The sequence below is a fragment of the [Bacillus] caldolyticus genome, assembly GCF_003595605.1.
Lineage (GTDB): Bacteria > Bacillota > Bacilli > Bacillales > Anoxybacillaceae > Geobacillus > Geobacillus thermoleovorans.
This window is the reverse complement of record NZ_CP025074.1, coordinates 753,550-767,429: the sequence shown is the minus strand read 5'-3', so window position 1 is coordinate 767,429 and position 13,880 is coordinate 753,550. Positions and strand designations below refer to the sequence as shown.

The 13,880-nt window shown below is 54.4% G+C and carries 12 protein-coding genes; all 12 read left to right on the top strand.

Annotated elements, in window-relative coordinates:
* Positions 1–17: 17 nt before the first annotated feature.
* The 12 genes from CWI35_RS03970 to rpsO all read left to right on the top strand — a co-directional run bounded on the left by CWI35_RS03970 (position 18) and on the right by rpsO (position 13,875).
* On the top strand, positions 18–1,721 hold the full coding sequence (locus tag CWI35_RS03970) for a proline--tRNA ligase (protein WP_021322283.1): 1,704 nt from the start codon (positions 18–20) through the stop codon (positions 1,719–1,721).
* Between the two features lie 102 nt (positions 1,722–1,823).
* A complete protein-coding gene (locus tag CWI35_RS03965; protein ID WP_119877513.1) occupies positions 1,824–6,128 on the top strand; it encodes a PolC-type DNA polymerase III in 4,305 nt (1,434 codons plus the stop codon).
* 244 nt (positions 6,129–6,372) lie between these two features.
* Complete coding sequence (gene rimP, locus CWI35_RS03960; protein ID WP_011230759.1) at positions 6,373–6,846, top strand: ribosome maturation factor RimP; 474 nt, start codon at positions 6,373–6,375, stop codon at positions 6,844–6,846.
* 24 nt (positions 6,847–6,870) lie between these two features.
* A complete protein-coding gene (gene nusA, locus CWI35_RS03955; RefSeq protein ID WP_011230760.1) occupies positions 6,871–8,022 on the top strand; it encodes a transcription termination factor NusA in 1,152 nt (383 codons plus the stop codon).
* A gap of 13 nt (positions 8,023–8,035) precedes the next feature.
* Positions 8,036–8,326, top strand: a complete 291-nt coding sequence (gene rnpM, locus CWI35_RS03950; protein WP_011230761.1) for an RNase P modulator RnpM — start codon at positions 8,036–8,038, stop codon at positions 8,324–8,326.
* Entirely contained in the window at positions 8,316–8,624 is a 309-nt protein-coding gene (locus CWI35_RS03945; RefSeq protein ID WP_011230762.1) for a YlxQ family RNA-binding protein, read from the top strand. The genes rnpM and CWI35_RS03945 overlap by 11 nt, the downstream gene beginning before the upstream one ends.
* Before the next feature lie 13 nt (positions 8,625–8,637).
* Entirely contained in the window at positions 8,638–10,857 is a 2,220-nt protein-coding gene (gene infB, locus CWI35_RS03940) for a translation initiation factor IF-2 (RefSeq protein WP_013523417.1), read from the top strand.
* On the top strand, positions 10,854–11,132 hold the full coding sequence (locus CWI35_RS03935) for a DUF503 domain-containing protein (RefSeq protein ID WP_011230764.1): 279 nt from the start codon (positions 10,854–10,856) through the stop codon (positions 11,130–11,132). The genes infB and CWI35_RS03935 overlap by 4 nt, the downstream gene beginning before the upstream one ends.
* Positions 11,133–11,147: 15 nt before the next feature.
* The gene (gene rbfA / locus CWI35_RS03930; protein WP_014195477.1) at positions 11,148–11,531 is read left to right on the top strand and encodes a 30S ribosome-binding factor RbfA; all 384 of its coding nucleotides are present in this window, start codon (positions 11,148–11,150) and stop codon (positions 11,529–11,531) included.
* A gap of 54 nt (positions 11,532–11,585) precedes the next feature.
* The gene (gene truB / locus CWI35_RS03925) at positions 11,586–12,494 is read left to right on the top strand and encodes a tRNA pseudouridine(55) synthase TruB (protein ID WP_119877512.1); all 909 of its coding nucleotides are present in this window, start codon (positions 11,586–11,588) and stop codon (positions 12,492–12,494) included.
* Between the two features lie 43 nt (positions 12,495–12,537).
* Complete coding sequence (gene ribF / locus CWI35_RS03920; RefSeq protein WP_031206507.1) at positions 12,538–13,518, top strand: bifunctional riboflavin kinase/FAD synthetase; 981 nt, start codon at positions 12,538–12,540, stop codon at positions 13,516–13,518.
* 87 nt (positions 13,519–13,605) lie between these two features.
* Positions 13,606–13,875, top strand: a complete 270-nt coding sequence (gene rpsO, locus CWI35_RS03915) for a 30S ribosomal protein S15 (RefSeq protein WP_011230768.1) — start codon at positions 13,606–13,608, stop codon at positions 13,873–13,875.
* Positions 13,876–13,880 lie beyond the last annotated feature (5 nt).

The following is a 13,880-nucleotide window of genomic DNA, read 5'->3' as shown; positions in this document are numbered from 1 at the left end:
AACGAGGTGGCTAATGGATGAGACAAAGTCAAGCATTTATTCCGACGTTGCGTGAAGTGCCGGCGGATGCGGAAGTGAAAAGCCATCAGCTCCTGCTCCGGGCCGGCTTCATTCGTCAAAGCGCAAGCGGCGTCTATACGTTTTTGCCTCTTGGGCAGCGTGTTTTGCAAAAAGTGGAAGCCATCATTCGCGAGGAAATGAACCGGATTGGAGCGATGGAGCTCTTCATGCCGGCCTTGCAGCCAGCTGAGCTTTGGCAGCAGTCCGGCCGCTGGTACTCGTACGGGCCGGAGCTGATGCGCTTAAAAGACCGGCACGAGCGCGATTTCGCCCTCGGGCCGACGCATGAGGAAATGATCACGGCGATCGTCCGCGACGAGGTGAAAACGTACAAGCGGCTGCCGCTTGTCTTGTATCAAATCCAAACGAAATTCCGTGATGAAAAGCGTCCGCGTTTTGGGCTGTTGCGCGGCCGCGAGTTCATGATGAAAGACGCCTACTCGTTCCATACGTCGAAAGAAAGTTTGGATGAAACGTACAACAACATGTATGAGGCGTATGCGAACATTTTCCGCCGCTGCGGATTGAACTTCCGCGCCGTCATCGCCGACTCGGGGGCGATTGGCGGCAAAGATACGCATGAGTTTATGGTGCTCTCGGACATCGGCGAAGATACGATCGCCTACTCCGATGCGTCTGACTATGCCGCCAACATCGAGATGGCGCCGGTCGTGGCGACGTACGAAAAAAGCGATGAGCCGCCAGCCGAATTGAAAAAAGTGGCGACGCCGGGGCAAAAAACGATCGCTGAAGTCGCTTCGCACTTACAAATATCGCCGGAGCGCTGCATCAAATCGCTTTTGTTCAATGTGGACGGCCGCTATGTGCTCGTTCTCGTCCGCGGCGATCATGAAGCGAACGAGGTGAAGGTGAAAAACGTGCTCGACGCGACGGTCGTCGAATTGGCGACGCCGGAAGAAACGGAGCGGGTGATGAACGCTCCAATTGGTTCGCTCGGCCCGATCGGCGTCAGCGAAGACGTCACTGTGATCGCGGACCATGCTGTCGCCGCCATCGTCAACGGCGTTTGCGGCGCGAACGAGGAAGGATACCATTACATCGGAGTCAACCCGGGCCGCGATTTTGCCGTCAGTCAATACGCCGATTTGCGCTTCGTAAAAGAAGGCGACCCGTCTCCAGATGGCAAAGGGACGATCCGCTTTGCCCGCGGCATTGAAGTCGGGCATGTGTTTAAGCTGGGGACAAAATACAGCGAAGCGATGAACGCCGTCTATTTGGATGAAAACGGCCAAACGCAGACGATGATCATGGGTTGCTACGGCATCGGCGTATCAAGATTGGTGGCCGCAATCGCCGAACAGTTTGCTGACGAACACGGGCTTGTGTGGCCGGCTTCGGTCGCACCGTTTCACATCCATTTGCTTACAGCGAACGCAAAAAGCGATGAACAGCGCGCGTTGGCGGAAGAGTGGTATGAAAAGCTCGGACAGGCTGGGTTTGAAGTGTTGTATGACGACCGCCCCGAACGGGCTGGAGTGAAGTTTGCCGACAGCGATTTGATCGGCATTCCGCTCCGCGTCACCGTCGGCAAGCGAGCGGGCGAAGGCGTTGTGGAAGTAAAAGTGCGGAAAACAGGCGAGACGTTCGATGTGCCGGTCAGCGAGCTTGTCGACACTGCGCACCGTCTCCTTCAATCATGAGTGCCGGCGCTGGCGAAAAAGAATTCTGTCTTTTTCGCCGGCGCTTTTGTTATGGTATGATATAGAAAGAGAATGATGTTGAGAGGGGAACAAACGGACGTCATGGTGACAAAAGAGCAAAAAGAGCGGTTTCTCATCCTGCTTGAGCAGCTGAAGATGACGTCGGACGAATGGATGCCGCATTTTCGTGAGGCAGCCATTCGCAAAGTCGTGATCGATAAAGAGGAGAAAAGCTGGCATTTTTATTTTCAGTTCGACAATGTGCTGCCGGTTCATGTATACAAAACGTTTGCCGATCGGCTGCAGACGGCGTTCCGCCATATCGCCGCCGTCCGCCATACGATGGAGGTCGAAGCGCCGCGCGTAACTGAGGCGGATGTGCAGGCGTATTGGCCGCTTTGCCTTGCCGAGCTGCAAGAAGGCATGTCGCCGCTTGTCGATTGGCTCAGCCGGCAGACGCCCGAGCTGAAAGGAAACAAGCTGCTTGTCGTTGCCCGCCATGAAGCGGAAGCGCTGGCGATCAAACGGCGGTTCGCCAAAAAAATCGCTGATGTGTACGCTTCGTTTGGGTTTCCCCCCCTTCAGCTTGACGTCAGCGTCGAGCCGTCCAAGCAAGAAATGGAACAGTTTTTGGCGCAAAAACAGCAAGAGGACGAAGAGCGAGCGCTTGCTGTACTGACCGATTTAGCGAGGGAAGAAGAAAAGGCCGCGTCTGCGCCGCCGTCCGGTCCGCTTGTCATCGGCTATCCGATCCGCGACGAGGAGCCGGTGCGGCGGCTTGAAACGATCGTCGAAGAAGAACGGCGCGTCGTTGTGCAAGGCTATGTATTTGACGCCGAAGTGAGCGAATTAAAAAGCGGCCGCACGCTGTTGACCATGAAAATCACAGATTACACGAACTCGATTTTAGTCAAAATGTTCTCGCGCGACAAAGAGGACGCCGAGCTCATGAGCGGCGTCAAAAAAGGCATGTGGGTGAAAGTGCGCGGCAGCGTGCAAAACGATACGTTCGTCCGTGATTTGGTCATCATCGCCAACGATTTGAACGAAATCGCCGCAAACGAACGGCAAGATACGGCGCCGGAAGGGGAAAAGAGGGTCGAGCTCCATTTGCATACCCCGATGAGCCAAATGGACGCGGTCACCTCGGTGACAAAACTCATTGAGCAAGCGAAAAAATGGGGGCATCCGGCGATCGCCGTCACCGACCATGCCGTTGTTCAGTCGTTTCCGGAGGCCTACAGCGCGGCGAAAAAACACGGCATGAAGGTCATTTACGGCCTTGAGGCGAACATCGTCGACGATGGCGTGCCGATCGCCTACAATGAAACGCACCGCCGTCTTTCGGAGGAAACGTACGTCGTCTTTGACGTCGAGACGACGGGCCTGTCGGCTGTGTACAATACGATCATTGAGCTGGCGGCGGTGAAAGTGAAAGACGGCGAGATCATCGACCGGTTCATGTCGTTTGCCAACCCTGGACATCCGTTGTCAGTGACAACGATGGAGCTGACTGGGATCACCGATGAGATGGTGAAAGGCGCCCCGAAGCCGGACGAGGTGCTAGCCCGTTTTGTTGACTGGGCCGGCGATGCGACGCTTGTTGCCCACAACGCCAGCTTTGACATCGGTTTTTTAAACGCGGGCCTCGCTCGCATGGGGCGCGGCAAAATCGCGAATCCAGTCATCGATACGCTCGAGCTGGCCCGTTTTTTATACCCGGATTTGAAAAACCATCGGCTCAATACATTGTGCAAAAAATTTGACATTGAATTGACGCAGCATCACCGCGCCATCTACGACGCGGAGGCGACCGGGCATTTGCTTATGCGGCTGTTGAAGGAAGCGGAAGAGCGCGGCATACTGTTTCATGACGAATTAAACAGCCGCACGCACAGCGAAGCGTCCTATCGGCTTGCGCGCCCGTTCCATGTGACGCTGTTGGCGCAAAACGAGACTGGATTGAAAAATTTGTTCAAGCTTGTGTCATTGTCGCACATTCAATATTTTCACCGTGTGCCGCGCATCCCGCGCTCCGTGCTCGTCAAGCACCGCGACGGCCTGCTTGTCGGCTCGGGCTGCGACAAAGGAGAGCTGTTTGACAACTTGATCCAAAAGGCGCCGGAAGAAGTCGAAGACATCGCCCGTTTTTACGATTTTCTTGAAGTGCATCCGCCGGACGTGTACAAGCCGCTCATCGAGATGGATTATGTGAAAGACGAAGAGATGATCAAAAACATCATCCGCAGCATCGTCGCCCTTGGTGAGAAGCTTGACATCCCGGTTGTCGCCACTGGCAACGTCCATTACTTGAACCCAGAAGATAAAATTTACCGGAAAATCTTAATCCATTCGCAAGGCGGGGCGAATCCGCTCAACCGCCATGAACTGCCGGATGTATATTTCCGTACGACGAATGAAATGCTTGACTGCTTCTCGTTTTTAGGGCCGGAAAAAGCGAAGGAAATCGTCGTTGACAACACGCAAAAAATCGCTTCGTTAATCGGCGATGTCAAGCCGATCAAAGATGAGCTGTATACGCCGCGCATCGAAGGGGCGGACGAGGAAATCAGGGAAATGAGCTACCGGCGGGCGAAGGAAATTTACGGCGACCCGTTGCCGAAACTTGTTGAAGAGCGGCTTGAGAAGGAGCTAAAAAGCATCATCGGCCATGGCTTTGCCGTCATTTATTTGATCTCGCACAAGCTTGTGAAAAAATCGCTCGATGACGGCTACCTTGTCGGGTCGCGCGGATCGGTCGGCTCGTCGTTTGTCGCGACGATGACGGAAATCACCGAGGTCAATCCGCTGCCGCCGCATTACGTTTGCCCAAACTGCAAGCATTCGGAGTTCTTTAACGACGGTTCAGTCGGCTCAGGGTTTGATTTGCCGGATAAAAACTGCCCGCGATGTGGAACGAAATACAAGAAAGACGGGCACGACATCCCGTTTGAGACGTTTCTCGGCTTTAAAGGGGACAAAGTGCCGGATATCGACTTGAACTTTTCCGGCGAATACCAGCCGCGCGCCCACAACTATACGAAAGTGCTGTTTGGCGAAGACAACGTCTACCGCGCCGGGACGATTGGCACGGTCGCTGACAAAACGGCGTACGGATTTGTCAAAGCGTATGCGAGCGACCATAACTTAGAGCTGCGCGGCGCGGAAATCGACCGGCTCGCGGCTGGCTGCACCGGGGTGAAGCGGACGACCGGACAGCATCCGGGCGGCATCATCGTCGTCCCTGATTATATGGAAATTTACGATTTTACGCCGATTCAATATCCGGCCGATGACACGTCCTCTGAATGGCGGACGACCCATTTCGACTTCCATTCGATCCACGACAATTTGTTGAAGCTCGATATTCTCGGGCACGACGATCCGACGGTCATTCGCATGCTGCAAGATTTAAGCGGCATCGATCCGAAAACGATCCCGACCGACGACCCGGATGTGATGGGCATTTTCAGCAGCACCGAGCCGCTTGGCGTTACGCCGGAGCAAATCATGTGCAATGTCGGCACGATCGGCATTCCGGAGTTTGGCACGCGCTTCGTTCGACAAATGTTGGAAGAGACAAGGCCAAAAACGTTTTCCGAACTCGTGCAAATTTCCGGCTTGTCGCACGGCACCGATGTGTGGCTCGGCAACGCGCAAGAGCTCATTCAAAACGGCACGTGTACGTTATCGGAAGTCATCGGCTGCCGCGACGACATTATGGTCTATTTGATTTACCGCGGGCTCGAGCCGTCGCTCGCTTTTAAAATCATGGAATCCGTGCGCAAAGGAAAAGGCTTAACGCCGGAGTTTGAAGCAGAAATGCGCAAACATGACGTGCCGGAGTGGTACATCGATTCATGCAAAAAAATCAAGTACATGTTCCCGAAAGCGCACGCCGCCGCCTACGTGTTAATGGCGGTGCGCATCGCCTACTTTAAGGTGCACCATCCGCTTTTGTATTACGCGTCGTACTTTACGGTGCGGGCGGAGGACTTTGACCTTGACGCCATGATCAAAGGATCAGCCGCCATTCGCAAGCGGATTGAGGAAATCAACTCCAAAGGCATTCAGGCGACGGCGAAAGAAAAAAGCTTGCTCACGGTTCTTGAGGTGGCCTTAGAGATGTGCGAGCGCGGCTTTTCCTTTAAAAATATCGATTTGTACCGCTCGCAGGCGACGGAATTCGTCATTGACGGCAATTCTCTCATTCCGCCGTTCAACGCCATTCCGGGGCTTGGGACGAACGTGGCGCAGGCGATCGTGCGCGCTCGCGAGGAAGGTGAGTTTTTGTCGAAGGAGGATTTGCAACAGCGCGGCAAATTGTCGAAAACGCTGCTCGAGTATCTAGAAAGCCGCGGCTGCCTTGACTCGCTTCCAGACCATAACCAGCTGTCGCTGTTTTAGTGGAAACGCCGCCGCTGAAGGAAGCGGACAGCGCTCTTTCGCCCGAGCGGCAGTTTCCCGTTGCAATATATTTCCCAATGTGTTATAGTTTTAGTGGAATTGGCAAAGATAATGGCAAGCAGAGAGTGGGGAAACCCACTCTTTCGTCTTGAATGGGCACCCGTCTCTCGTTCATTCCCCGCCTTGTGCAGGGGATTTTCTCATTATGCCACGCATGCACGTTTGCTCGGTAAGGAGGAACACAATGAGCAAAAAGGTGACAGAAACGGTCGAACAACTCGTCACACCGATTTTGGACGAAATGGGGCTTGAACTCGTCGATATTGAATATGTGAAGGAAGGGAAAAATTGGTTTTTGCGCGTCTTCATTGACTCTGACGATGGCGTCGATATTGAACAATGCGGTGCTGTCAGCGAAAAATTGAGCGAAAAGCTGGATGAAGTCGATCCGATTCCGCATAACTATTTTTTGGAAGTATCATCGCCCGGAGCAGAGCGGCCGCTGAAAAAGGCAAAAGATTTTGCCAAGGCCATTGGGAAAAATGTATATATCAAAACGTATGAGCCCATTGAAGGAGAAAAGCAGTTTGAAGGCGAACTAACCGCTTTTGACGGAACGACCGTGACGCTGTTGGTCAAAGACCGCGGACGGCAAAAAACGGTCGCCATTCCGTATGAAAAAGTGGCAAGCGCCCGATTAGCCGTCATTTTCTTCTAATCGCAAAAGGGGGATTTTTGTTGCATGAACACGCAATTGCTTGAGGCGTTAGCCGATCTGATGCGGGAAAAAGGCATCAGCAAAGAAGTCGTGATGGAAGCGATCGAAGCGGCGATCGTTTCAGCGTATAAACGCAATTTCGGCCAGGCGCAAAACGTGCGCGTCGATCTCAATATGGACACCGGCACGATCCGCGTGTTCGCGCGCAAAGATGTCGTCGAAGAGGTGGCCGATCCGCGCCTTGAAATTTCACTTGAGGACGCGCAGCGGATCAATCCGAATTATCAAATCGGCGACGTCGTCGAGCTCGAAGTGACGCCGCGCGATTTCGGGCGCATCGCCGCACAGACGGCGAAGCAAGTCGTCACCCAGCGCGTGCGCGAGGCAGAGCGGAGCATCATCTACGCCGAATTTGTCGACCGTGAAGAGGACATTATGACCGGCATCGTTCAGCGCGTCGACCCGCGCTTTGTCTACGTCAGCCTCGGTAAGGCGGAGGCGCTCCTGCCGGCAAACGAACAAATGCCGAATGAAACCTATAAGCCGCACGACCGGTTGAAAGTATACATTACGAAAGTGGAAAAAACGACAAAAGGGCCGCAAATTTTCGTCTCCCGCACCCACCCGGGACTGTTGAAACGGCTGTTTGAGCTCGAAGTGCCGGAAATTTACGACGGAACGGTCGAGATTAAATCGATCGCCCGCGAAGCCGGCGACCGTTCGAAAATTTCCGTCCACTCCGACAACCCGGAAGTCGATCCGGTCGGCGCATGCGTCGGACCGAGAGGGCAACGCGTGCAGGCCATTGTTGATGAGCTGAACGGAGAAAAAATCGATATCGTCCGCTGGTCGGCCGATCCGGTGGAGTTTGTCGCCAACGCGTTAAGCCCGGCGAAAGTGTTGCGCGTCATTGTCAACGAGGAGCAAAAGGCGACGACGGTCATCGTTCCGGACTATCAGCTGTCGCTCGCCATCGGCAAACGCGGGCAAAACGCGCGGCTGGCGGCGAAATTGACCGGCTGGAAAATTGATATTAAAAGCGAATCGGAAGCGCGGGAGATGGGCATTGATCCGCATGCGCCATCCACTTCGCTTGATTTCAGCGATGCGGCGGCCGATAATGAAAATAGCGAAGAAAACGGCCCATCGTTTGATCAATCGGCGGAAATCGAGTGAGGGGGAATGAAAAATGGCAGCGCAAAAGAAAATTCCGTTGCGCAAATGCGTCGTCACTGGAGAGATGAAGCCGAAACGGGAGATGGTGCGCATCGTCCGCTCGAAAGAGGGGGAAGTGTCGATCGACCCAACCGGCAAAAAGGCGGGGCGCGGCGCGTATATTACCCTTGATCCGGAGTGCATTTTGCAGGCGAAAAAGAAAAACATTTTGGCCCGCCATTTAAAAGCAGACATCGATGATGCGATTTATGACGAATTGCTCGCCTTGGCGGAAAAGGAGAAACAGGCCGGACATGAAGCATAACCGTTGGGCATCGCTGCTTGGATTGGCGCAGCGGGCGGGCAAAGTCGTCTCCGGCGAGGAGCTTGTCGTCAAAGAAGTGCAGCGGGGCCGGGCGCGGCTCGTCTTGCTTTCGCAAGACGCATCGGTCAACACCGAAAAAAAAGTGACGGACAAATGCACGTTTTATGGCGTCCCGCTTTGCAAAGTGCCGGACCGGTATGTGCTTGGCGGCGCGATCGGCAAGGACGCCCGTGTCGTTGTCGCTGTCATCGACGAAGGGTTTGCGCGCCAATTGCAAACGATGCTCGACCGATCTTAATGGGGGTGAATGTATGTCGAAAATGCGTGTGTATGAATACGCGAAAAAACAGAACGTTCCAAGCAAGGACGTCATTCATAAATTGAAAGAAATGAACATTGAAGTGAACAACCATATGGCGATGCTGGAGGCTGATGTCGTCGAAAAACTCGACCATCAATATCGCCCGAACACCGGGAAAAAAGAAGAGAAAAAAGCGGAAAAGAAAACGGAGAAGCCGAAACGGCCGACGCCGGCGAAAGCGGCCGATTTTGCTGATGAGGAAATTTTTGACGACAGCAAAGAAGCGGCGAAAATGAAACCGGCGAAGAAAAAGGGAGCGCCAAAAGGGAAGGAAACGAAAAAAACCGAGGCGCAACAGCAAGAAAAGAAACTGCTCCAAGCGGCGAAAAAGAAAGGAAAAGGGCCGGCGAAAGGGAAAAAGCAGGCAGCACCAGCCGCAAAACAAGCGCCGCAGCCGGCGAAAAAAGAAAAAGAGCTGCCGAAAAAAATTACGTTTGAAGGCTCGCTTACCGTGGCCGAACTGGCGAAAAAGCTTGGCCGCGAACCGTCGGAAATTATTAAGAAGCTGTTTATGCTCGGCGTGATGGCGACAATCAACCAAGATTTAGACAAAGACGCCATCGAGCTCATCTGCTCAGATTACGGCGTTGAAGTCGAAGAAAAAGTGACGATCGATGAGACGAACTTTGAAGCGATCGAAATTGTCGATGCGCCGGAAGATTTGGTTGAACGGCCGCCGGTCGTGACGATCATGGGGCACGTCGACCACGGGAAAACGACGTTGCTTGATGCGATCCGCCACTCCAAAGTGACGGAGCAAGAAGCCGGCGGTATTACGCAACACATCGGTGCGTATCAAGTGACGGTCAATGACAAAAAAATTACGTTCCTCGATACGCCGGGGCATGAAGCGTTTACAACGATGCGGGCGCGCGGCGCGCAAGTGACCGATATCGTCATTCTTGTCGTTGCCGCGGATGACGGGGTGATGCCGCAGACGGTGGAAGCGATCAACCACGCCAAGGCGGCAAACGTGCCGATTATTGTCGCCATCAACAAAATCGATAAGCCGGAAGCGAACCCGGACCGCGTCATGCAAGAATTGATGGAATACAACCTCGTTCCGGAAGAATGGGGCGGCGATACGATTTTCTGCAAGTTGTCGGCGAAAACGAAAGAGGGTCTTGATCATCTTTTGGAAATGATTTTGCTTGTCAGTGAGATGGAAGAATTAAAAGCCAACCCGAACCGGCGTGCGGTCGGTACGGTGATCGAAGCGAAGCTTGATAAAGGGCGTGGCCCGGTGGCAACGCTTTTGATTCAAGCGGGAACGTTGCGTGTCGGCGATCCGATCGTCGTCGGCACAACATACGGGCGCGTGCGCGCGATGGTGAACGACAGCGGCCGGCGCGTCAAAGAGGCGACTCCGTCGATGCCAGTCGAAATTACTGGGCTGCATGAAGTGCCGCAAGCCGGCGACCGCTTCATGGTGTTTGAGGATGAGAAAAAGGCGCGGCAAATCGCGGAGGCGCGGGCGCAGCGGCAGCTGCAGGAGCAGCGAAGCGTCAAAACGCGCGTCAGCTTGGATGATTTGTTTGAACAAATTAAGCAAGGCGAAATGAAAGAGCTGAATTTGATCGTCAAAGCCGATGTTCAAGGATCGGTTGAGGCGCTTGTCGCCGCCTTGCAAAAAATCGATGTGGAAGGCGTGCGGGTGAAAATCATCCACGCGGCTGTCGGCGCCATCACCGAATCGGATATTTCGCTGGCGACGGCATCGAACGCCATCGTCATTGGATTTAACGTCCGTCCGGATGCAAACGCAAAGCGCGCCGCTGAATCGGAAAAAGTCGACATCCGCCTCCATCGCATCATTTACAATGTCATCGAGGAAATTGAAGCGGCGATGAAAGGGATGCTCGATCCGGAGTACGAAGAGAAAGTGATCGGTCAGGCGGAAGTGCGGCAAACGTTCAAAGTATCGAAAGTCGGCACGATCGCCGGTTGCTATGTCACGGACGGCAAAATCACCCGCGACAGCAAGGTGCGCCTCATTCGCCAAGGCATCGTCGTCTACGAAGGGGAAATCGATTCGCTCAAGCGGTATAAAGACGATGTGCGCGAAGTGGCGCAAGGGTATGAATGCGGGCTGACGATCAAAAACTTCAATGATATCAAAGAAGGAGATGTCATCGAAGCATACATCATGCAGGAAGTGGCCCGGGCATGATCGGCTTCGCCGCGTGCGAATGCATCATCTACAACGCCCGCTCGCTCAAGGATAAACGGGCCGTCCTGCAGCGGGTCATGACAAGAATCCGGCAAAAATATAACGTCTCTGTGGCCGAAATCGATCATCAAGACGCATGGCAACGAGCGACCATCGGCCTTGTTGCCATTACGTCCAGCCGCCGGGCGACCGAACGGGAGCTCGAGCGTGCGCTTGCTTTGATCGACTCGTTCCCTGAGCTGGAGCGGGCGGCCACATCATTCGAGTGGTTGTAACCGAGGTGATGGGTGATGAATATACGGGCAACTCGCGTTGGCGAGCAAATGAAAAAAGAGTTGAGCGACATCATCAGCCGCAGGCTGAAAGACCCGCGCATCGGCTTTGTCACGGTGACCGATGTGCGGGTCACCGGTGATTTGCAACAGGCGAAAGTGTACATCAGCGTCCTTGGCGATGACAAGCAGCAGGAAGAGACGTTGAAGGCGCTCGAGAAAGCGAAAGGGTTTATCCGTTCGGAAATCGGGCAGCGCATCCGCCTTCGCAAGACGCCGGAAATTTTCTTTGAAATCGATGAAACGATTGAATACGGCAGCCGCATCGAACAGCTGATTCGGCAAATTTCAAGCGATGACCACCCGGCGAAAGAGGCGGATGGGGAGCCGAACAATGGATAGACGAACCGTCTATCCATTTCCATTCATGATCATGGAAACGGAAAGGGTGCGTCGATGGACGGGGTATTGCTGCTGAATAAACCGAAAGGGATGACGTCTCACGACTGCGTGGCCAAAGTGCGCCGTCTGCTTGGCGTAAAAAAAGCGGGACACACCGGCACGCTTGACCCAAACGTGTCCGGTGTGCTGCCCATTTGCCTTGGCAAGGCGACGCGCATCGCCGAGTTTTTGACCGGGACGACGAAAACGTATGAAGGAAAAGTGACGCTTGGCGCCGCGACGACAACCGAAGATGCGGACGGCGACATCATCGCCGCCCGTCCGGTTGACCGGCCGATTGCGCGCGCGGAAATCGAAGCGGTGTTTGACAGCTTGACCGGAGAAATTGAGCAAACGCCGCCGATGTACTCCGCGGTGAAAGTGGGCGGCAAAAAACTGTATGAATACGCGCGCGCCGGCATCGAAGTCGAACGTCCGACGCGGCGCGTGACCATTTATGAGCTCGAACTGCTTGATGAACGTGAACAATTCTTTGGGGAAACGGTGTCATTTCGCTTTCGCGTCACGTGCAGCAAAGGCACGTACGTGCGTACGCTGGCGGTGATGATCGGCGAGCGGCTCGGCTATCCGGCGCATATGTCCGACCTCATCCGTACGGCGTCCGGGCCGTTTCGGCTTGAAGATTGCGTAACGTTTGAAGACGTTGAGCGCCGGGCGGCCGACGGGACGGCTGATGCCTTGCTCATCCCGATCGAGCGGGCGCTTTTTCATTTGCCGAAATATGAAATCAATGATAAAGTAGCAGAGAAGGTAAAAAACGGGGCGCTGCTCCGGCTTCCCGCTTTTTTAGAGAAGCTTGACGGGCCGGTCGTGCTTGTTTCGCCCGAGCGGGAAGCGCTGGCCCTGTACGTGAAGCATCCGACGCGCCCCGGCTTGATGAAACCGCTCAAAGTGTTTCGTTAACGCCGCGGGTGCAGCGCGGAAATAAAGAAGGTAGGTCATGGACATGGAAACGCTGTTTCTTTCGCATCCCCACCGTCTCGAACGCCAGGCGCTCCCTCCGACGGTGATGGCGCTGGGCTATTTCGACGGCATCCACCTCGGCCATCAAAAAGTGATCCGCACCGCGGTCGAGATCGCCAACGAGCGTGGGTACGAAAGCGCGGTGATGACGTTTCATCCTCATCCGTCCGTTGTGCTTGGCAAACAGTCCGAGCTGCGCTCGATCACGCCGCTTGGCAAAAAGGAGCAGCTGATTGCATCACTTGGCGTCAACCGGCTGTACATCGTTGAATTTACGCCGACGTTTGCTGCGCTGTCGCCAGAAGCGTTCGTTGACCAATATTTGGACGGGTTGCACGTGAAACATGTCGTCGCCGGCTTCGATTTCACTTATGGGCGGTTCGGAAAAGGAACGATGGAGACGATGCCGATTCATGCGCGCGGCCGCTTTGGACAGACGGTCATTCCGAAGCTCGCGGTCGACGGGGAAAAAGTGAGCTCGTCCCGGGTGCGGAAACTGCTCGAAGACGGGGCGGTCGAACAGCTTCCCCGCCTGCTCGGCCGCTTTTATGAGCTTGAAGGAACGGTCGTTGCCGGGGAACGGCGCGGGCGGATGATCGGCTTTCCAACGGCGAACATCGCTTTAAACAGCGATTATGCCTTGCCGGCAGTCGGCGTCTATGCAGTCAAGGCGGTGATCGGCGGGCAAGTATATGAAGGGGTGGCGAACGTCGGCTACAAACCGACGTTCCATAAAACGCGCGAAGGATTGCCGAATATTGAGGTGCACTTATTCGAGTTTTCCGGCGATATTTATGGACAAACGATGACAATTGAGTGGCACCGCCGTCTGCGGAGCGAGCAGAAGTTTACCAGTGTCGATGAACTGACGGCGCAAATCGCCCGCGACAAGAAAGAGGCGGAGCAGTATTTCCGCTGTTTCAGCGAAAAGACTTGCATTTTGCCGGAAAAAGAGGTATTCTAATCAATGTATGCGAACCATTGCTTGGCTAGGCGAGTCACCGACGCCCGCTCGGCAATCGGGGATCTAGGACTAGGGAGGTGAACAAGGATGGCATTGACGCAGGAGCGCAAACGCGAAATCATCGAGCAGTTTAAAATCCATGAGAACGACACTGGTTCTCCGGAAGTGCAAGTTGCGATCCTGACGGAGCAAATCAACAACTTGAACGAGCATTTGCGCATTCATAAAAAAGACCATCATTCACGGCGCGGCTTGCTGAAAATGGTCGGGAAGCGCCGCAACTTATTGGCCTACTTGCGCAAGAAAGATGTGGCGCGCTACCGTGAATTGATTGAGAAACTTGGATTACGTCGATAAAAAAG